The following is a 17941-nucleotide window of genomic DNA, read 5'->3' as shown; positions in this document are numbered from 1 at the left end:
TGTTGTGTCCGGAGTTCTCCGGGCGGGGCGACCAGAAGCGACAGGCGATTCGCGCATCCCCGCGCGGAGCGCTCCTCTTCGGGCACGCAACACGTGCGTGTCCGACGTTCCGTCAAGGAGACGAAACACATGGCTATTGGCACCGTGAAGTGGTTCAACGCTGACAAGGGCTTCGGCTTCATCACCCCCGACGGCGGCGGCGCCGACGTCTTCGCCCACTTCTCGGCGATCCAGTCCTCCGGCTACCGGAGCCTGGACGAGAACCAGCGGGTCGAGTTCGAGGTGACCCAGGGCCAGAAGGGCCCGCAGGCGGAGAACATCCGCCCGCTCTGATCTTCGGATCGGTCAGCATTACCTGTCGCGCCCTCCGGGTGTGACGGTGACGGGACCGGCCCGCCCCGCCGCCGCCTGCCTACGCAGGCGGCGGCCCGGCGGCGGGCCGGCCTGTACTCCCTTTCGGTTCGTGCTTGTGAGTCCCGGCGGCCTTGTTCCGCTGGTGACAGCGCCGACTTCGGCGCCCTCCCTCGACACGTGCCGCGTCGAGGAAGGCTTCCGCATGACCACAGTTATTCCCTCTTTCGCTCATACCGGTCTGGCGCCGGCGCTGCTCACCGCGCTGACCGCGCAGGGCATCACCGAGCCGTTCCCGATCCAGACGGCGACGCTGCCCGACTCGCTCGCCGGCCGGGACGTGCTGGGCCGGGGTCGTACCGGCTCCGGCAAGACCCTCGCCTTTGGGCTTCCTCTGCTGTCCCGCACCGTCGGCCGCAAGGCGCGGCCGGGCCGCCCGCTGGCCCTGGTGCTGGTGCCGACCCGCGAGCTGGCTCAGCAGGTGACCACCGCCCTGGCCCCGTACGCCCGCGCCGTCGGGCTGCGCTGCGCCACAGTGGTCGGCGGCCTGTCGTTGCAGCGGCAGGCGGACGCCCTGCGCGCCGGGGCCGAGGTTGTCGTCGCCACCCCCGGTCGGCTGCACGACCTGATCAACCGTGGCGACGCCCGGCTCGACCAGGTCGAGATCACCGTGCTCGACGAGGCCGACCAGATGGCCGACATGGGTTTCCTGCCGCAGGTCACCAAGCTGCTGGAGCAGGTCGCGCCGCAGGGGCAGCGGATGCTCTTCTCCGCGACCCTGGACGGCGGTGTGGACCGGCTGGTCCGCCGCTTCCTGAGCAACCCGGTCACCCACTCGGTCGACCCGGGCACCGCGACGGTCACCGCGATGACCCATCACGTGCTGCACGTCGACGCTGCGGACAAGCCCGACGCGTTGACCCGGATCGCCGCCCGTGAAGGTCGCACCATCCTCTTCATGGGCACCAAGCACCGTGCCGACCGGCTGGCCCGCCAACTGCTCTCCAAGGGCGTACGCGCGGCGGCGCTGCACGGCGGCAAGTCCCAGCCGCAGCGCACCCGGATCCTGGAGCAGTTCCGCAACGGTCAGGTGACCGCCCTGGTCGCCACCGACGTGGCGGCCCGTGGCATCCACGTGGACGGCCTGGACATGGTGGTCAACGTGGACCCGCCGACCGAGGCGAAGGACTACCTGCACCGCGGCGGCCGTACCGCACGGGCCGGCGAGTCGGGCTCCGTGGTGACCCTGGTCCTGCCGGAGCAGCGCCGGGACGTGTCCCGCCTGATGGCCACCGCCGGTATCCGGCCCGAGTCGGTCCAGGTGCGCGCGGGTGACGGAGCGCTGGCCCGGGTGACCGGTGCCCGCGAGCCGTCCGGTGTGCCGGTGACCATCGTCGCCCCGCCGGCACCCGCCTCTCGGCCCCGTACCTCCGGCGGCTCGGCCACCGACGGTGGCGCCCGTCCGGCGCACCGCGCGTCGGGCCGGTCCCGTCGGCCGCGTCGCCCCCGTACCGTCTGATCTTCTGCGCGTCGACCGACCCGTCCCGCTTCGGCGGGGCGGGTCGGTTTTGTCTGTGCGGTGACCCCGGCCGGTCGGCTGTCGGCGCGGCCCGACCGGTCAGCCGGCCGCGCCGGGTGGCCCCTCGGCTGAGTCGGTAATCAGCCTTTCCCGGGTCGGCTGGCCGACTGCGCCCCGGTCGGTCGTGGTCGAGGCTGACCGACGGGGGGAAGTCGGGCGGGGGGCCCGGCTCGGGAGGGGTGACCATGGCGGGCGAAGCCGGCTCGGGTGCGCTGCGTGAACTGATCCTGGTGGTCGCGGTCGCGCTCGCCGGGTTGTTGCTCGCCATGGTTGCGGCCTTCGCGCCCTGGCATGCCACCCCGGCGGGTAACGCTCCCGCCGGTCTGGTGGAGCTGCGCAGTCCTGGCGACCCGGGCCTCGGCCCGTCGACCGCACACGTGGGCTGAGCAGCGACCGGCCTACCGGTGCCGGCGGAGGGGCAGGCCCGGTCAGGATCGGTACGAGATGTGGTCGGGTCGGCGGGGCACCGACCCGACCACATCACCCCCACACCCCACACCCACTGCGCCGATCTTGCAGTTTCTGTTGCCGGTATGGGCATTTACGCCCTTTACGCGGCGACAGAAAGTGCAAGATCGCGAGGCGGAGCGGGGTGGGGTGGGGTGGGGTGGGGTGGGGTGGGGTGGGTCAGGCGGGGGGTGTGGGGGTGGGGGTGGGGGTGGGGGTGGAGCTTGCGGGGGCGTGGGTGAGCAGGTCGGCCAGGGTGGTGCTGTCGACCACAGTGGCGATCGCCCCGTGCACCGCCAGCCAGACGTCGGTGAGCCCGGCGGCTACTCCGTGATAGCCGGCCCGCTCGGCCGGCAGACCGCGCACCGTGGTGAGCGACCCGCCGACCGCACGTAGCACGTCTCCGACGGTGATCTCGTCGGCCGGGCGGGTCAGCGCGTACCCGCCGTCGGCGCCGCGATGGCTGTGCAGCAGACCGGCCCGGCGCAGATCGAGCAGGATGCCCTGCAGGAAGCTGAGCGGGATGTCCTGTACCTCGGCCAGGCTGGCCGCCTTCGCCAACTCGCCGACCCGGTCGCCGTCGCCGCCACCACCGGCGGCGGCGACGGCGAGCATCGCCCGGAGCGCGTAGTCGCTGCGCGCGGAGACGAACACGTCACTGACCAGCCTGGTCCAGCACGCCCCAGCGGCGCCGGATCGCCTTGTCCGCAGCCCCGAACGCGGCGTCCACGACGAGGCCGACGACCAGGATGACGATCATCGTGGAGAGCAGCCAGGGTGAGTCGGACAACTCGCGGGAGTAGGTGAGCTGGGCGCCGAGCGAGGTCTGGGAGATGCCGACCACGAGCAGCTCACCTGCCATCAGGCTGCGCCAGGAGAACGCCCAGCCCTGCTTGAGCCCGGCGACGATCGCCGGGAGGGCGGCCGGTGCGATGACGTACCGGTAGAGGTTGAGCCCTCGGGCGCCGAGGTTGCGGCCGGCGCGCTTCAGCAGTGGCGGCACATAGTCCACCCCGGAGATCACCCCGTTGGCGATGGACGGCGCCGCACCGAGCACCACCACGAAGAAGATCGCCTTCTCGCTCAGCTCGAAGAGCAGGATGGCCAGTGGGAACCAGGCGATCGACGGCATCGTCTGCAATGCGGTGATCATCGAGCCGATGGCGGCGCGCAGCACCGTGGACCGCGCCACCGCGAGGCCCAGCAGCAGGCCGACGGCGACCGAGAAGACGTACCCGACGGCGGCTCGGCGCAACGTGGTGAGCAGGCCGTCCCACAACTGCGGACCCTGGGCCTGGGTGATCAGCTCACGGCCAACCTCCAGTGGACCCGGCAGCGAGTACGGGGGCTTCCAACCCGAAAGGACCACCAGTTGCCAGGCGGCGATGGCGATGGCCAGTGCGGCGAGCTTGGGCCAGGTGGCCGCCCAGATCCGGGCGCCCCGGGAGACCTCCTTGTCCCGACCGGCGATCTCCAGCGCGTCGAGGCCGGTGATCTCCGCGTCGGTACGCGCCGAACTGGTGAGGGTGTCACTGGCCATGGCGGCCCACCTCCGTACGGAGCCGCTCGGTGACCTCGGCGGCGATGGCGGCGACCTCGGGGGAGTCGATCCGGCGAGGGCGCGGGATGTTCACCTCGGTGGAGTAGATGATCCGGCCGGGTCGGCTGGAGAGCAGGATGATCCGGTCGGCCAGCCGGGCCGCCTCGCGGACGTTGTGGGTCACGAAGAGCACCGAGAGCTTGCGCTCGGACCAGATCCGTTCCAACTCGTCGTGCAGGATGTCCCGGGTCATCGCGTCCAGCGCGCCGAACGGCTCGTCCATGAGCAGCACCGGAGTGTCCAGGGCCAGCGTGCGGGCGAGCGCGACACGCTGCCGCATCCCGCCGGAGAGCTCGTGCGGGCGCTTACGGCCGAAGTCGGCCAGGTGGACGGTGCGCAGCAGTTCGGCCACCCGCTCACGACGCTGGGCCCGGGGCAGTCGGCGAAGCTTGAGGGGCACCTCCACATTGGCGTCGACGGTCAGCCACGGGAAGAGCGCCGGCTCCTGGAACATCAGGCCCGGGTTGACGTCGCCGCCCAGGGTGATCTGCCCACCGCTGACCCGATCCAGCCCGGCCACCAGGTTGAGCAGGGTGCTCTTGCCGCAGCCGGACGCGCCGACCAGACAGACGAACTCGCCGGGTGCGACGTCCAGCGACACTCCGTCCAGGGCCAGGACGGCGTTCGCCCCGCGCCCGTACACCTTTGTCACGCCGGAGAGCGCGACCGCTGTGGTCGCGCTCTGCGGCGTCGTCGTGGTCGACGTCATGGTTGGACGACCTCGGGCTTGCCCTGCGCCTTGAGCGCGTTGTTGAGGTACTTCAGGTCGTACAGGCCCTTGAGGTCCACCGGTTCGGTCAGGCCGACGTCGACGGCGTGGTCGAGCCCGGCCTTGAGGGAGGACGAGATCGGGTCGTTGGTGAACTCCAACGTCGGCCACGCCTGCTTGATGAGCTTCAGGTCCAGCGGCTTGCCGGTGATCTTGCCGATCGCGTCGGAGACGGCCTGCTGCGCCTCGTCGGGCTTGCTGTTGACGAACTCGTTGGCGGCCACCTGGCCGTCCACCAGCCTCTGCACCACGTCCGGGTGTGCCTTGAGGAACTTGGTGCTCACCAGCAGGTTGGTGATGACGAACTTCTTGTCCGGCCACAGGTCGCGCTCGTCGACGAGCACCTTGCCGCCGGCGTTGACCAGGCGGGAGACGAACGGCTCGGGCACCCACGCGCCGTCGATCGCGCCGCTGTTGAACGTCTCGACCGTCTGGGCGTTCTCCTGCGGCACGATCTTGACGTCACCACCGCCCTCCTTGGTGGTGGTCAGGCCCTGCTGCTTGAGCCAGTACCGGATCGCCACGTCCTGGGTGTTGCCCAGCTGTGGGGTGGCGATCTTCTTGCCCTTGAGGTCCTGAGCGCCGGTGATGGTGGGCTTGACCACCAGCGCCACGCCGCCGGAGGCCGCGCCGGAGATGACCCGGACGGCCTCGCCCTTGGACTTGGAGAAGGCGTTCACCGTCGGGTTCGGACCGATGTAGGTGGCGTCCAGCGCACCGGAGAAGACCGCTTCGATGGCGGCCGGGCCGGCGTTGAAGGTCTTCGGGTCCAGCTTGACGTTGGTGCCGAGCTTCTCCGCGAAGATGCCCTTCTCCACGCCGACGACGGCCGGCGCGTGGGTGATGTTGGGGAAGTAGCCGAGGCGCAGTGTCACCGGGCCGGAGCTGCCGCCCGCGCCCTCGCTGTCGTCGCCGCACGCGGCGGTGCTGCCCAGGGTCGCCGCGCCGACCACGGCGAGGGTGGCCAGGGTGACCAACCGGCGCAGGGGGAGCCGTCTCATCGTCCATCCAATCCGCAGTATTCCTACTTAGTTGGTAGGAAGAGTGGGCCAGGCTGTGGTCAGCGTCAAGGCCCATCCACATGGTGGGATGGCACATCTCAATTATGTCGGTATTTCCTACCACCTTGCTAGGGTAATCGGCGTTCGGTCACCGGCAGAGAGGCGACTTCGCGATGACCTTCCACTGGTTCCTGCCCACCTCCGGCGACGGTGACCAGGTCGGTGCCGCCACGGTCACCGCGGGCGCCGCGAGGCACGACCGGGCCGCGACGGTGACCTACCTGGCCGAGGTTGGCCGGGCCGCCGAGACGAACGGGTTCACCGCCGTTCTCACCCCGGTGGGCGCCGGCTGCCCCGACCCGTGGATCGTCTGCGCCGCGGTCGCCCAGCACACCGAACGGCTCGGCATGCTGGTCGCGGTCCGGGCCGGTTTCGCGCTGCCCACCCTGATCGCCCAGCAGGCCGAGGCGTTCCAGGCCGTCTCGGGCGGCCGGCTCTCGCTCAACATCGTGACCGGAGGCGACCCGGCCGAGCAGCGGGCGTACGGCGACTTCCTCGGGCACGACGACCGGTACGCCCGCACCGGCGAGTTCGTCGAGGTGCTTCGCCGTGCCTGGGCCGGCGGGCCGTTCGACTACGCCGGACAGCACTACCGGGTCGACGGCGGTGGCCTGGCCACCCCACTCGCCGCGCCGCCGCCGGTCTACTTCGGCGGCGCGTCCCCGGCTGCCGAGTCGGTGGCCGCCCGGCAGGCCGACGTGTACCTGATGTGGGGTGAACCACCGACGTCGATCGCGGCCCGGGTCGCCCGGGTCCGGGCGCTCGCCGCCGAGCAGGACCGCACCCTGCGCACGGGCCTCCGGCTGCACGTCATCGCCCGCCCCACCAGCGCCGAGGCGTGGGCCGAGGCCGACCGGCTGCTGGCCGGGATGAGCCCGGAGCGGATCGCCGCCGCCCAGGCCCGGTTCCGTCGGATGGACTCGGTGGGTCAGGCCCGGATGGCCGCGCTGAACGCCGGCCGCACCGACGGGCTCACCGTCGCACCGAACCTCTGGGCCGGCGTCGGCCTGGTCCGTGAGGGCGCCGGCACCGCGTTGGTCGGCAGCTACGCCGAGGTCGCGGCCCGAATCGACGAGTACGCCGCGCTCGGCGTCGACGAGTTCATCCTCTCCGGCTGGCCGCACCGCGAGGAGGCCGAGCGGGTCGGTGCCGAGGTGCTGCCCCTGGTGACAGCCCCGGTCGCGGCGGCTCCGGGAAGGTCGCGGGTGGCGGAGGTGTCGACGCGCTAGGGTCGACTCCGTGGCGGCGCGGAGATCCAGAATTCCAGCGACGAAGTATCCGGTCGAGCGGTTCACCCTCGACAACGGCCTGCGGGTGGTGCTCACCCCCGATCGCAGTGCCCCGGTGATCGGGGTGGCGGTGGTCTACGACGTGGGCATCCGCTCCGAGCCGGAGGGGCGTACCGGCTTCGCCCACCTCTTCGAGCACCTGATGTTCCAGGGCTCGGAGAACCTGGAGAAGCTGGCCCACTTCCGGCACGTGCAGGGGGCGGGCGGCACCTTCAACGGCTCCACCCACCTGGACTACACCGACTACTTCGAGACGCTGCCGAGCAACGCGCTGGAACGCGCGCTGTTCCTGGAGGCGGACCGGATGCGGGGCCCCCGGCTGACCGAGGAGAACCTGCGTAACCAGGTCGACGTGGTCAAGGAGGAGATCCGGGTCAACGTGCTCAACCGGCCGTACGGCGGCTTCCCCTGGCTGACCCTGCCTCCGGTCATGTTCGACACCTTCCCCAACGCCCACGACGGCTACGGCTCCTTCGACGACCTGGAGTCGGCGACCGTCGCCGACGCCGCGGACTTCTTCCGCCGCTACTACGCCAGCGGCAACGCCGTGCTGGCCGTCAGCGGGGACATCGACGTGGCCGAGGCGACCGAGCTGGTCACCCGGCACTTCGGCGACGTGCCGGCCCGGCCGGCACCGCAACGGCCCGACTTCACCGAGCCCGACCTGACCGCCGAGCGGCGCACCTCGTACACCGACGCCCTGGCGCCGCTGCCGGCGGTGGCCGGCGCCTGGCGCGTGCCCGACCCGGTCTCCGACTTCGACGGCTACCTGCCGTACGTGGTGCTGGCCGAGGTGCTCACCGACGGCGACGCGTCGCGGCTGGTCGAACGACTGGTGCAGCGGGACCGCACGGTGACCAGCCTCGGCGGATACCTCGGTTTCATGGGCGACCCGTTCGACGTCCGCGACCCCACCGCGCTGCTGTTGCAGGCGCACCTGCCGCCCGGTGGCGACGTGGACAAGGTGCTGCGCACCATCGACGAGGAACTGGACCGGCTGGCCACCGACGGGCTGACCGACGGCGAGCTGGCCCGCACCCAGGCCCGGATGGCGACCCACCTGCTGCGGGACACCGACGCGGTGCTCGGTCGGGCGCTACGCATGGCGGTGCTGGAGCAGCAACGCGGCGAACCGGGTCTGCTCAACGAACTGCCCCGGCTGGTCGGCGAGGTCACCGAGGAGCAGGTCCGGGCCGCCGCGGCCACCCTGCGCCCGGAGCGCCGGGCCGCCATCGAGGTCATCGCCGGAGGTGCCCGATGAGTGTCACCACCGCTCCCGCCCACCCGCGTACGCTGCCGCCGCTCGGGCCGAACCGCAAGCTCAAGGTGCCCAAGCAGGCCGAGCGCACACTGCGCAACGGGCTCACCGTGATCGCCGTACGCCGGCCCGCCGTACCCCTTGTCGAACTGCGGCTCTGGGTGCCGTTCGGCCGGGTCCACCTGGCCCGCGGCGCGATGCTCTCGCAGACCATGCTCTCCGGCACTCAGTCGATGTCCAGCGTGCAGATCGCCGCCGAGTTGCAGAAGGTGGGCGGCGGGCTCTCCGCGGGCGTCGACCCGGACCGGCTGATGCTCTCCGGCGCCGGCCTGGTCACCGGTCTGGACCGGATGCTGGAGCTGCTGGCCGAGGTGCTGACCGGTGCCAGCTACCCCGGTGACGAGGTGGCCACCGAACGGGACCGACTCGTCGACCGGATCCAGGTGGCACAGAGTCAGCCCTCGCACCTGGCCCGGGAGGCGCTGCTCAAGCGGATCTACGGCCGGCACCCGTACGCGACGCAGACGCCGGAGCCCGGCCAGATCCGTGCCGTCCGACCGGCGGCGCTGCGCACCCTGCACTCGGAGCGGGTCCACCCGACCGGCGCGCAGTTGGTGCTGGTCGGTGACGTCCAGCCGGAGAAGGCACTGGACGCGGCCGAGCGGGCGCTCGGCGGCTGGTCGGGTGCCGGGCGGGTGGCCGAACTGCCGGCGACCCCGCCACTGGAGCCGGGGCCGCTGCTGCTGGTCGACCGGCCGGGCTCGGTGCAGTCCTCGCTGCGGATCGCGCTGCCGGCGGTGTCGCGCACCGACCCGGACCACGCCCCGCTGCAACTGGCCAACCTGATCTTCGGCGGCTACTTCTCCTCCCGGTGGGTGGAGAACATCCGCGAGGACAAGGGCTACACGTACGGCCCGCACTCGGTGATCGAGCACTCCGTCGCGGGGTCGGTGCTGGTCGCCGCCGCCGACGTGGCCACCGAGGTCACCGGCCCGGCGCTGCTGGAGACGACGTACGAGCTGGGTCGGTTGGCGTCGCTGCCGCCGAAGCCCGAGGAGTTGGAGCAGGCCCGGCAGTACGCCCTGGGCACCCTCCAGCTCGGCATGTCCACCCAGGCCGGGTTGGCGGCGTTGACCAGCGCGTACGCCGGCAACGGTCTGCGCCTGGACTTCCTCGCCGAGTACGCGGCGAGGTTGGCCAAGGCGAGCATCGACGACGTCGCGCAGGCGGCGGCCCGCTACCTGGCCCCGGCCCGGGCGGCGATCGTGGTGCTCGGCGACGCGGAGCGGGTCACCCCGGGGCTTGCCGCGCTGACCACGGTGCAGACCGAGCAGCAGGCGTGAGCGAGCAGGCCATGGGGCTCAGCAGCGGGGCGCTGGCGTGAGCGGGGAGGCGGCGCCGCCGTTGGCGCGGTCCACGTTGGATCGGGCCGCGCACCGGCGGGGTGACCCGCAGTGGTTGACCGAGGCATGGTTGCGCGCCCGGGTGCTGCTGCTTGACTCGACCGACGAGGGTCGGACGCTGGCCCGCACCGAGACGTCGCCTCCGACGCTGGTGCTGTTCGGGGCGGCTGACGTGCCCGCCGGGTCGGAGTCGGTGGCGATGTTCCTGGGTGTCGAGCCGGACGGGGTGCCGGTCTTCGCTGTCGACGCGCCTCTTCCGGCGATCCCGGGAACCCGGGCGGTCCACCTCCGGGAGGTGGGTCACCTGCTCGCCGACCGGGAGGCCGGCATCTTCACCACCGCGCTGGCACTGGTCAACTGGCACACCCGACACGGTTACTCGACGAGTACCGGCGCGCCGACCGCGATGGACGAGGCGGGTTGGTCCCGGGTGGACCGCAACGGTGGGCGGATCTGGCCGCGTACCGACCCCGCGATGATCGTGCTCGTTCACGACGGCGTGGACGGCCCGGACGGCCACTGCCTACTCGGCAACAATGTCGGCTGGCAGGGCACCCCGGGTGGCCGCCGCTACTCCTGCCTGGCCGGCTACGTCGAGCCGGGGGAGTCGGCGGAGGCGGCTGTGCTGCGCGAGGTCCGCGAGGAGGTGGGCATCGGCGTCGAGCGCATCGGGTACGTGGGCAGCCAGGCCTGGCCGTTCCCCGGTTCGCTCATGCTGGGCTTCCTGGCCACCGCCAACCCGGCCGAGCCGGTGCGGGTCGACCCGTCCGAGATCGCGTACGCCCGGTGGTTCTCCCGCCGGGAGATCGGGGCGGCGTTGGCCGGGCAGACGGTGGACGTGGGCGACGGGGCCCGGCTGATCCTGCCGCCTCCCTCGTCGATCGCGCTGTTCCTCATCCACCGCTGGCTGGACGGCTGGACGGACGCCGACAGCTGAGCACGGTCCCGACCCGTGGCCGCCGTTGCCGCGGCGGTCACGGGCCGGGAACACGGGCCGTCGTGGTCAGCGGATGCGATCAAACGCGGCGGGGGAGCCGGTCCGACCACGACGGACGACCTGTGGAATCAGGTGCCGGTGTGGCCCGGTCTGTGTCGGAAGGCGGGCCGCGACTCGATCAGCGGGAGGACCTTGACCCGTTGCTTGCCGGCGCGGACCGCACCGACGGTGGCCAGGGCGCGGGCCAGTTGCAGCGCGGCGTCCCGGTTCTCGGCGTGCACGGTCTGCCGGCGCGACTCGGGCGCTGTCGTCTCGTCGCGAAGTCGGTGGCCGTCCGCCCAGGCGGCGGCGATGTCCCCGTCAGCGACGGCGCGGATGTCGGTGCGAACGATCAGGAACCGCATGAGGGTCTCCGGATGAACCGCGACGGATGAGCCAGTGTGGAAGTTCCACGTACTCGAGGCCATGTTACGCCCCGTGTTCGTCTCAGCAACTGAAACGCGCCTATCGGTTTCGAGCCTCGTCCGATCGGCGGATGCCTGCTCAGCAGGGTCGCGGGTCGCGGAGCGACCGAGCCTGCGGGTACGACGCGACGGGGCCGCCGGCAACGCGCCGACGGCCCCGTACCAGTCACCGAATCAGTTCAGATCGAACTGGCCCTTCTTTGCCCCGGTGATGAAGCCGAGCCATCCCGCGCGGTTGAACAGCAGCACCGGGCCGCCCCGGTCCTTGCTGTCGCGCAGGGCGACCGCCGACGGGCCGGCGGCCAGCGGGGCGACCTCCACGCAGTTGGAGGTCTGACTGCGTGTGCTGGTACGCCACGGGGCGTCCGCCAACGAGTGGGCGGAGACGGACGGCGTGTTGCGGATGTCGTTCATGGTTCTGCTCCTGATGTGCAGCGATCCGATGGGACGAGTGGTGCCGCACGTTCCGACGGCAGGTCCCCCGTGGATCACCGGTCCGTCAGTCGCCCCGATTCCCGGCGGCGTTGGGTCGGCGCCGTTGCCGGCCCGAACGCCACTGTGGATGGGGGCGTCGCCTCGGTCAGCCGTCCCGTCGCCTCGATCAGCCAGGAGAGGGTGTCCGAGGCGTTAAGTGCCGCCTTGCATAGCCACTCGAACACCACTTTATAGCGATTTAGCGTGATTGACTCGGTCGACATGACGTCGGTGAAGCCACCTTCGATGGCCAATGTCTCCGGATCGAGGGGATCGGCGAACCGATAGACCGAGAAGGCGGTCGGCGGAAGGTACCAATCGCCGATCTGGGTGTCCCGGGGTAACACGTGCAGGGCCACGTTCGGCAGCAGCGCCAACTCGCAGAGCTGGAGCAGCTGTTCGTGCAGCACCTCCGGCGGCCCGGCCCGGCGGCCGAGAGCCGCCTCCTCCAACACGGCCGTGTAACGGGGAGCGTGCGGCTCGCGGGTCAGCAGCGACTGGCGGGCCAGCCGCGCCTGCACCTCGGTCTCCGGCTCGTCGCCGGGCTCCGGCTCGCCCGCGCCCGCGTTCACCTGCCGGGCCGACACGATCCGGAGCTGGGCGTAACCGGGGGTCTGCAACAGACCCGGCACCAGCACCGGGTTGTACTCGGAGATCTCCGCGCAGCCCGCCTCCAACTCGGCCCAGCCGCGCTGTTGCTGCGTCATCACCGGGAAGTTCTTCAACCAGCCGCGCATGTCGCCGGCCTCGTTGGTGATGCCCAGCAACTCGTCGTGCAGTGCCTGGTCGGCGCCGTAGAGGTCGAGCAGGTCGCCGACGTCCTGCGGGTCCGGTCGGCTGCGGCCGTTCTCAAGGCGGGACAGTTTGGACGCTGAGGCCCAACCGATACGCTCGATGACCTGATCGCCGGTGAGGCCCGCGGCCTCACGTAGGCGGCGCAGTTCGATGCCCAACCGGCGACGACGCAGGATCGGGCTGGGTGCGGCAGGAGGCACAGTGTCCTCTTTCCCGTCGACCGCCGCAGACGCGACGGTAACTGTATGAAATTCGCCCCCCACGGTCAGTATGGACGGCGCGACCGGTGTCGGAGGTTCCGGCGAGGGCGTGTCTTGCGAAAATCGCACCACGGGAATGCCGGATGACGACGGACCCGCGGTCGCGGCCCGTCGACCTCGCCCACCCGGGCACGCCATCCCGCCGGAGGGACCCATGCGCACGATCCTGCGCCGACCCGACTTCCGCCTGCTCTTCGGCGGTCTGCTGGCCAGCATGACCGCCGAGTCGATCCTGCTGCTCGCACTCGCCATCTGGGTCAAGGATCTGACTGGCTCGAACGGGTTGGCCGGTGCCACGATCTTCGCGGTCATCGCTCCGATGACGCTGGCGCCGCTGGTCGGCTGGGTCGTCGACCGTTACCCGCGCCGACCGTTCTTCGTGGCCGCGAACGTGTTCACCGCAGCCCTGCTCGCCCCGTTGTTCACCGTCCGCGACTCCGGCGACGTCTGGGTCGTCTACCTGGTGGCGGCCCTGTACGGACTCTCGTCCATCACGCTCGGCGCGGCGCTCAGTGGGCTCATCCGCGAGATGGTGCCGGTCGAGCTGCTGGCGGAGGCGAACGGCGTCCTGCAGACCGTACGTCAGGGGATTCGCCTTGTCGGCCCGCTGGTGGGCGCGGCGCTCTACGCGGCGCTCGGCGGATGGGCGCTGGCCGGGATCGGCATGGTCGGATTTCTGATCGCGGCGGCGGTGGTCACCGCGCTGCCCACCCCGCAACAGCGGCCACCGGCCGTCCGGCTGCGGTGGCCGGCCGAACTGGTCGCCGGTCTGCGGCACCTGGCCGGCGAGCCGGCCCTGCGGCGGGCCCTGCTCGGCTACGGGCTCGGGTCACTGGTGATGGGCTTCAGCGAATCGCTCATCTTCGCCTACGTCGACCAGGGGCTGAACCGGGATGCCGCGTTCGTGGGGGTGCTGTTCACCGTGCAGGGCATCGGTGGGTTGCTCGGTGGACTCTGCTCACCGACGCTTGTCCGCCGGCTCGGAGAGGTCGGCACGCTGGCCGCCGGGGTCGCCTTCTTCTCTCCGGCCGCGCTCGCGCTCGCGTTCCCCGGTCTGTGGCTCGGGTTCGCGGCGGTGCTGCTGGCCGGTGTCTCGCTTCCGCTGACGATGGTGGGTCTGCACACGCTGATCCAGCGCCGCACGCCGCCTTCGCTGGTCGGCCGGGTCGCCGCCGCCACCCAGGCGGTGGTCCGCGGGCCGCAGGCGGTCTCCATCGGGGCGGGGGCCCTGCTGGTCGGGTTCCTGGACTACCGGCTGCTGTTCGCACTGGTCGGGATGGCCACCCTGGCCGCCGGCAGCTACCTGTGGTGGGGCCGACACCTGAGCGCCCCGGCCGGGGCCCGCCCGCCGACGCCGCCCACCCGCCCGACGCTCCCGGCACCTCGCCGTCCGGCCGAGGACGCCGACCGACCAGGGCTCCCGGCACCCCGCCGTCCCGCCGAGGACGCCGACCGGCCCGGGCTTCCGGCACCCACCGACAGTGGCCACCATGACCCGTTCCCGAACACGACGAGCGGCCGCCCCGGGTGGGGCGGCCGCGCACCGAGAACGAACCGGCGGATCAGGCGTTGAGCGTCTCCAGGTGCTGCTTCACCTGGGTGATCGAGGGATTCGTCAGGGCGCTGCCGTCGGCGAAACGCAGCGTCGGCACCGTCTGGTTGCCGCCGTTGACGCTCATCACGAAGTCCGCGGCCTTCGGGTCCTGCTCGATGTCGACCACCTCGTACCCGATGCCCTCCCGGTCGAGCTGCGACTTCAGCCGGTGGCAATAGCCGCACCAGGGGGTGGAATACATCGTCAGCATGGTCGGATCCTCCAACTCCTCCGGCCGCGACTTGGGGATCAAGCCGAGGCTGTTCGCTGCAACGCTGGGAGGAGCTGAGATGATTCCTGGTTGTGGTGGTTCACTCAGCGTCGGAACAGGTGCTCGCCGGGCTGGACCCGGAGCAACGCGCCGCCGTGACCGCACCTGCGGGCCCGGTCTGCATCCTGGCCGGCGCCGGCACCGGCAAGACCCGGGCGGTCACCTCCCGAATCGCCCACCGGGCTCTCTCCGGGGAGATCTCCCCCCGTCACGTGCTCGCTGTCACCTTCACCGCCCGGGCCGCCGCCGAGATGCGACACCGTCTCACTCTGCTCGGCGCGCAGGGTGTCCAGGCGCGGACGTTCCACGCGGCCGCGCTGCGCCAGGTGCGGTACTTCGCCCCCCGGCTGCTGGCCGGCCGCGCCATGCCCGAACTGCTGGACAGCAAGGTACGACTGGTCACCCTCGCCGCCGCGCGGGTCGGCCTGCGTACCGACCGGGCCGCCGCGCGCGACCTGGCCGGCGAGATCGAGTGGGCGAAGTCGTCGCTGGTTGAGCCGACCGAATACGTGGTGGCCGCGGCCCGGGCCCTGCGCGACACACCGCACGAGCCGACGAAGGTCGCCGACGTGTTCACCGCGTACGAGCAGCTCAAACGGTCGAACGGCGTGATCGACTTCGAGGACATGCTGCGGGCCGCGGTGTGGGGCATCGAGGAGCACCCGGACGTCGGCGAGCAGATCCGCAGCCAGTACCGGCACTTCGTGGTCGACGAGTACCAGGACGTCAACCCACTCCAGCAGCGGTTGCTGGACGCCTGGTTGGCCGGCCGCAACGACCTGACCGTGGTCGGCGACGCCAGCCAGACGATCTACTCGTTCACCGGGGCGACCTCGGCGTACCTGGTCGACTTTCCCCGCCGGCACCGCAACGCCACAGTGGTCCGGCTGGTCCGTGACTACCGCTCCACCCCGCAGGTGGTCGGGCTGGCCAACGCGGTGATCTCCCAGGCCCGGGGCACCGAGGCGCGCCTGCGGCTGGAGTTGAGCGGGCAACGCCCACCCGGCCCCGAGCCGGACCTGCGGATCTTCACCGACGAGCCGGCCGAGGCGAACGCGGTGGCCGCGCGCTGCCGGTCGCTGATCGACGCGGGCACACCGGCGAAGGAGATCGCCGTGCTGTTCCGCGTCAACGCGCAGTCCGAGGCGTACGAGAAGGCGCTGACCGAGACCGAGGTGCCGTACGTCGTGCAGGGTGCCGAGCGGTTCTTCGAACGGACCGAGGTGCGCCAGGCGATGGTGGCGCTGCGGGCGTCCACCCGCTCGATCCCGGGGGAGACACCGCTGCCGGCCGCCGTCGTCGAGGCGCTCACCGCCGTCGGCTGGGCCCCGGACGCGCCCCCGGCCGGCGGCGCCGCCCGCGAGCGATGGGAGGCGCTGTCCGCGCTGGTCCAGCTCGCCGAGGAGTACGCGGCCACCCCCGAGGTCGTGCCGATCGGCGAGGCCGCCTCGGTGGAGCGCCCGGTCACCCTCACCGACTTCACCGAGGAGTTGGCGCGCCGGGCCGCCCAGCAGCACGTGCCGACGGTGGACGGCGTGACGCTGGCGTCCCTGCACTCGGCCAAGGGTTTGGAGTGGGACGCCGTCTTCCTGGTCGGCCTCGCCGAGGGCACCCTGCCCACCACCTACGCCAAGACCGTCGAACAGGTCGAGGAGGAGCGCCGGCTGCTCTACGTCGGGATCACCCGCGCCCGGGAATGGCTCTGGCTGTCGTACGCCGCGGCGCGTTCCCCGGGCGGACGGGCCCGGCGGCCGTCGCGGTTCCTGCCCCAACTGGACCGCTCCGGTGGCACGGAACGGGCTACCGGCGGCACCGGTCCGGCCCGCGGTCCCGAGCGACGGCGAACCCAGATCGTCTCCTGCCGGATCTGCGGCGCGACCCTGCTCGCCGGCCCGGACCGCAAGCTCGGCCGCTGCCCTACCTGCCCGTCCGACATAGACGATGAGCTGCACGAACGGCTGCGCGAGTGGCGACAGCGGGTGGCCGGTGCGCAGAAGGTCCCGGCCTACGTGGTCTTCACCGACGCGACGCTTGTCGCCCTGGCCGAGCGGCGACCGGGCCGGTCGGAGGAGCTGATCGCCATCGCCGGTATCGGTCCCCGCAAGTTGGGTCTCTACGGGGAGTCGGTTCTGGCCCTCGTGGCCGGCGCCGGGGTGGACGATGTCTGCCCTGAGAAAACTTTCGAAATCTCGTCGTAAATTCGTTTGCCCTCGCCCCGGCGCGAGGAATAGCCTCAGGACACACCACGCGAGCGGCGCCATTCCGGCTGCTCACGAGGTCGGTCCAGTCGATTCGAGGAACGTGAGGGAGGTGGCACCCGTGAAGATCTTCACCTATGAGCGTCTGGCGGCGATGCCGTCTGTCTGCGCTCCGTTGTCGGCTGTCCGGGTGGCCCTTGCGGCTGCACGACCGTCGGTTCCACAGGTGCACCAGGTTCAGGCCGAGCTGACCCTGACCGTCGCGCCCGTCGGAGTCGAGGGGACCAGTGGCTTCACGGGCAATGGCATCCGGGTCGCCAAGAAGCGCATGGATGTCCGCGGCGTTCCACCTCGAGGTAAACCGGTCTGACCATCAGACTCCGGCTCACCTCGAGGCCGCGGAACCCGCTTACCGGGATCCGCGGCCTCAGTTTTTTGCCCGCCGTAAGTACGTCGGAATGCGATCCACGAGATCGAAGTGAGAGAGAGGTGACCGGGAGATGAGTCTGGCGTTGGCCCCCCTCGACATGAGCGTCGAGATGGAGGCGAACCTGCCCTGCCGGAAGTTCGACCCCGACCTGTGGTTCTCCGACTCGCCCACCGAGCTCGAGCTGGCCAAGTCACTCTGCGGGGACTGCCCGCTGCGTGTCGAATGCCTGGCCGGAGCCGTTGAGCGAGCGGAGCCGTGGGGCGTCTGGGGCGGCGAGATCTTTGAGCGTGGCGCGGTTGTCCCGCGTAAGCGGCCCCGCGGCCGTCCGCGTAAGGAGGACGTCGCCCGTGACGCCGAGCTTCGGGTCGAGGCCGAGGCGCGCCTGGCGGCCAGTGGGCTGTCCGAGGTGCGTGGCGCGGTCCGGCTGGCAGCCTGACATGTTCCCGACCCGTTCCAACTACGCCGGTGGCACACCGGCAGTGAGTGAGAAGACGATGTTGAACGTTCCGAGTGGAGCCTTCGAGATGCAACTACTCCACGAAGCGTTGACCCGGGCTCGAATGCGCCGGCCTCAGGCCGGTCGTACCACCACGAGCACTGAGGCAACCCGATCCGCCCGTACCGTCGCCATGACCAGCCGCAACAAGGCGGCCCGCGACCTGGGCGTTCTCTAGTACCACCCCACGCGGAAGGGCGGGTGCCGAATGGCACCCGCCCTTCCCCATGTGCTCAGCCGCCCGGGCCCCGACGTGATCAGCCGC

General features: G+C 71.4%; 18 protein-coding genes and 1 pseudogene. 11 read left to right on the top strand and 8 right to left on the bottom strand.

What is annotated here, in order from left to right; genetic code table 11:
• Nucleotides 1-129 precede the first annotated feature (129 nt).
• From ACIBEF_RS02160 to ACIBEF_RS02150, 3 genes are all read left to right on the top strand, one after another.
• On the top strand, nucleotides 130-333 hold the full coding sequence (locus ACIBEF_RS02160) for a cold-shock protein (RefSeq protein ID WP_007464836.1): 204 nt from the start codon (nucleotides 130-132) through the stop codon (nucleotides 331-333).
• 223 nt (nucleotides 334-556) lie between these two features.
• A complete protein-coding gene (locus ACIBEF_RS02155; protein ID WP_357262555.1) occupies nucleotides 557-1870 on the top strand; it encodes a DEAD/DEAH box helicase in 1314 nt (437 codons plus the stop codon).
• A 245-nt stretch (nucleotides 1871-2115) separates the two neighbouring features.
• The gene (locus tag ACIBEF_RS02150) at nucleotides 2116-2316 is read left to right on the top strand and encodes a hypothetical protein (RefSeq protein WP_355008197.1); all 201 of its coding nucleotides are present in this window, start codon (nucleotides 2116-2118) and stop codon (nucleotides 2314-2316) included.
• A 241-nt stretch (nucleotides 2317-2557) separates the two neighbouring features.
• Here the strand turns inward: ACIBEF_RS02150 and ACIBEF_RS02145 are convergent, their stop codons facing one another.
• Genes ACIBEF_RS02145 through ACIBEF_RS02130 form a run of 4 tightly spaced genes read right to left on the bottom strand, consistent with a single transcriptional unit; the run spans nucleotide 2558 to nucleotide 5747 of the window.
• Complete coding sequence (locus ACIBEF_RS02145; protein ID WP_396790357.1) at nucleotides 2558-3031, bottom strand: RrF2 family transcriptional regulator; 474 nt, start codon at nucleotides 3029-3031, stop codon at nucleotides 2558-2560.
• A 1-nt stretch (nucleotide 3032) separates the two neighbouring features.
• Nucleotides 3033-3917: an ABC transporter permease gene (locus tag ACIBEF_RS02140; RefSeq protein ID WP_396790355.1), complete on the bottom strand. Its 885-nt coding sequence runs from the start codon at nucleotides 3915-3917 to the stop codon at nucleotides 3033-3035.
• Nucleotides 3907-4686 (bottom strand): ABC transporter ATP-binding protein, encoded by a 780-nt coding sequence (locus tag ACIBEF_RS02135; RefSeq protein ID WP_355008194.1) that lies wholly within the window; start codon nucleotides 4684-4686, stop codon nucleotides 3907-3909. Before ACIBEF_RS02135 ends, ACIBEF_RS02140 begins: the two co-directional genes overlap by 11 nt.
• Nucleotides 4683-5747: an ABC transporter substrate-binding protein gene (locus ACIBEF_RS02130; protein ID WP_396790353.1), complete on the bottom strand. Its 1065-nt coding sequence runs from the start codon at nucleotides 5745-5747 to the stop codon at nucleotides 4683-4685. The genes ACIBEF_RS02135 and ACIBEF_RS02130 overlap by 4 nt, the downstream gene beginning before the upstream one ends.
• Nucleotides 5748-5920: 173 nt before the next feature.
• Between ACIBEF_RS02130 and ACIBEF_RS02125 the strand changes: the two genes are divergently transcribed.
• Genes ACIBEF_RS02125 through nudC form a run of 4 tightly spaced genes read left to right on the top strand, consistent with a single transcriptional unit; the run spans nucleotide 5921 to nucleotide 10694 of the window.
• Nucleotides 5921-7036: an LLM class flavin-dependent oxidoreductase gene (locus ACIBEF_RS02125; protein ID WP_396790351.1), complete on the top strand. Its 1116-nt coding sequence runs from the start codon at nucleotides 5921-5923 to the stop codon at nucleotides 7034-7036.
• Between the two features lie 10 nt (nucleotides 7037-7046).
• The gene (locus ACIBEF_RS02120) at nucleotides 7047-8357 is read left to right on the top strand and encodes a M16 family metallopeptidase (protein ID WP_396790349.1); all 1311 of its coding nucleotides are present in this window, start codon (nucleotides 7047-7049) and stop codon (nucleotides 8355-8357) included.
• The gene (locus tag ACIBEF_RS02115; RefSeq protein ID WP_396790347.1) at nucleotides 8354-9697 is read left to right on the top strand and encodes a M16 family metallopeptidase; all 1344 of its coding nucleotides are present in this window, start codon (nucleotides 8354-8356) and stop codon (nucleotides 9695-9697) included. The genes ACIBEF_RS02120 and ACIBEF_RS02115 overlap by 4 nt, the downstream gene beginning before the upstream one ends.
• Before the next feature lie 37 nt (nucleotides 9698-9734).
• Complete coding sequence (nudC, locus tag ACIBEF_RS02110; RefSeq protein ID WP_396790345.1) at nucleotides 9735-10694, top strand: NAD(+) diphosphatase; 960 nt, start codon at nucleotides 9735-9737, stop codon at nucleotides 10692-10694.
• A gap of 128 nt (nucleotides 10695-10822) precedes the next feature.
• Here nudC and ACIBEF_RS02105 read toward each other — a convergent pair whose 3' ends face one another.
• From ACIBEF_RS02105 to ACIBEF_RS02095, 3 genes are all read right to left on the bottom strand, one after another.
• Nucleotides 10823-11098: a hypothetical protein gene (locus ACIBEF_RS02105; RefSeq protein WP_396790343.1), complete on the bottom strand. Its 276-nt coding sequence runs from the start codon at nucleotides 11096-11098 to the stop codon at nucleotides 10823-10825.
• Nucleotides 11099-11332: 234 nt separating this feature from the next.
• Nucleotides 11333-11572: a DUF397 domain-containing protein gene (locus tag ACIBEF_RS02100; RefSeq protein ID WP_396790342.1), complete on the bottom strand. Its 240-nt coding sequence runs from the start codon at nucleotides 11570-11572 to the stop codon at nucleotides 11333-11335.
• A 74-nt stretch (nucleotides 11573-11646) separates the two neighbouring features.
• Nucleotides 11647-12627: a helix-turn-helix domain-containing protein gene (locus ACIBEF_RS02095; protein WP_396790340.1), complete on the bottom strand. Its 981-nt coding sequence runs from the start codon at nucleotides 12625-12627 to the stop codon at nucleotides 11647-11649.
• A gap of 214 nt (nucleotides 12628-12841) precedes the next feature.
• Between ACIBEF_RS02095 and ACIBEF_RS02090 the strand changes: the two are divergent.
• Nucleotides 12842-14059 (top strand): annotated as a pseudogene (locus ACIBEF_RS02090) (MFS transporter); the annotation flags it as partial.
• Between the two features lie 190 nt (nucleotides 14060-14249).
• Here the strand turns inward: ACIBEF_RS02090 and ACIBEF_RS02085 are convergent.
• The gene (locus ACIBEF_RS02085; protein WP_112681335.1) at nucleotides 14250-14492 is read right to left on the bottom strand and encodes a mycoredoxin; all 243 of its coding nucleotides are present in this window, start codon (nucleotides 14490-14492) and stop codon (nucleotides 14250-14252) included.
• Nucleotides 14493-14584: 92 nt separating this feature from the next.
• Between ACIBEF_RS02085 and ACIBEF_RS02080 the strand changes: the two genes are divergently transcribed.
• From ACIBEF_RS02080 to ACIBEF_RS02070, 3 genes are all read left to right on the top strand, one after another.
• Nucleotides 14585-16750 carry an ATP-dependent DNA helicase UvrD2 gene (locus ACIBEF_RS02080; RefSeq protein WP_396790338.1) on the top strand — a complete coding sequence of 722 codons (2166 nt, stop codon included), beginning with the start codon at nucleotides 14585-14587 and terminating at the stop codon, nucleotides 16748-16750.
• Nucleotides 16751-16904: 154 nt separating this feature from the next.
• The gene (locus tag ACIBEF_RS02075) at nucleotides 16905-17120 is read left to right on the top strand and encodes a hypothetical protein (protein ID WP_387352725.1); all 216 of its coding nucleotides are present in this window, start codon (nucleotides 16905-16907) and stop codon (nucleotides 17118-17120) included.
• 130 nt (nucleotides 17121-17250) lie between these two features.
• Complete coding sequence (locus ACIBEF_RS02070; RefSeq protein WP_030490434.1) at nucleotides 17251-17616, top strand: WhiB family transcriptional regulator; 366 nt, start codon at nucleotides 17251-17253, stop codon at nucleotides 17614-17616.
• Nucleotides 17617-17941: the final 325 nt, after the last annotated feature.

The sequence above is a fragment of the Micromonospora sp. NPDC050795 genome, from assembly GCF_044456785.1.
In the GTDB taxonomy this organism is placed as follows: Bacteria; Actinomycetota; Actinomycetes; order Mycobacteriales; family Micromonosporaceae; genus Micromonospora.
The sequence above is the reverse complement of the archived record's forward strand: the minus strand, read 5'-3'. Positions and strand labels throughout refer to the sequence as shown.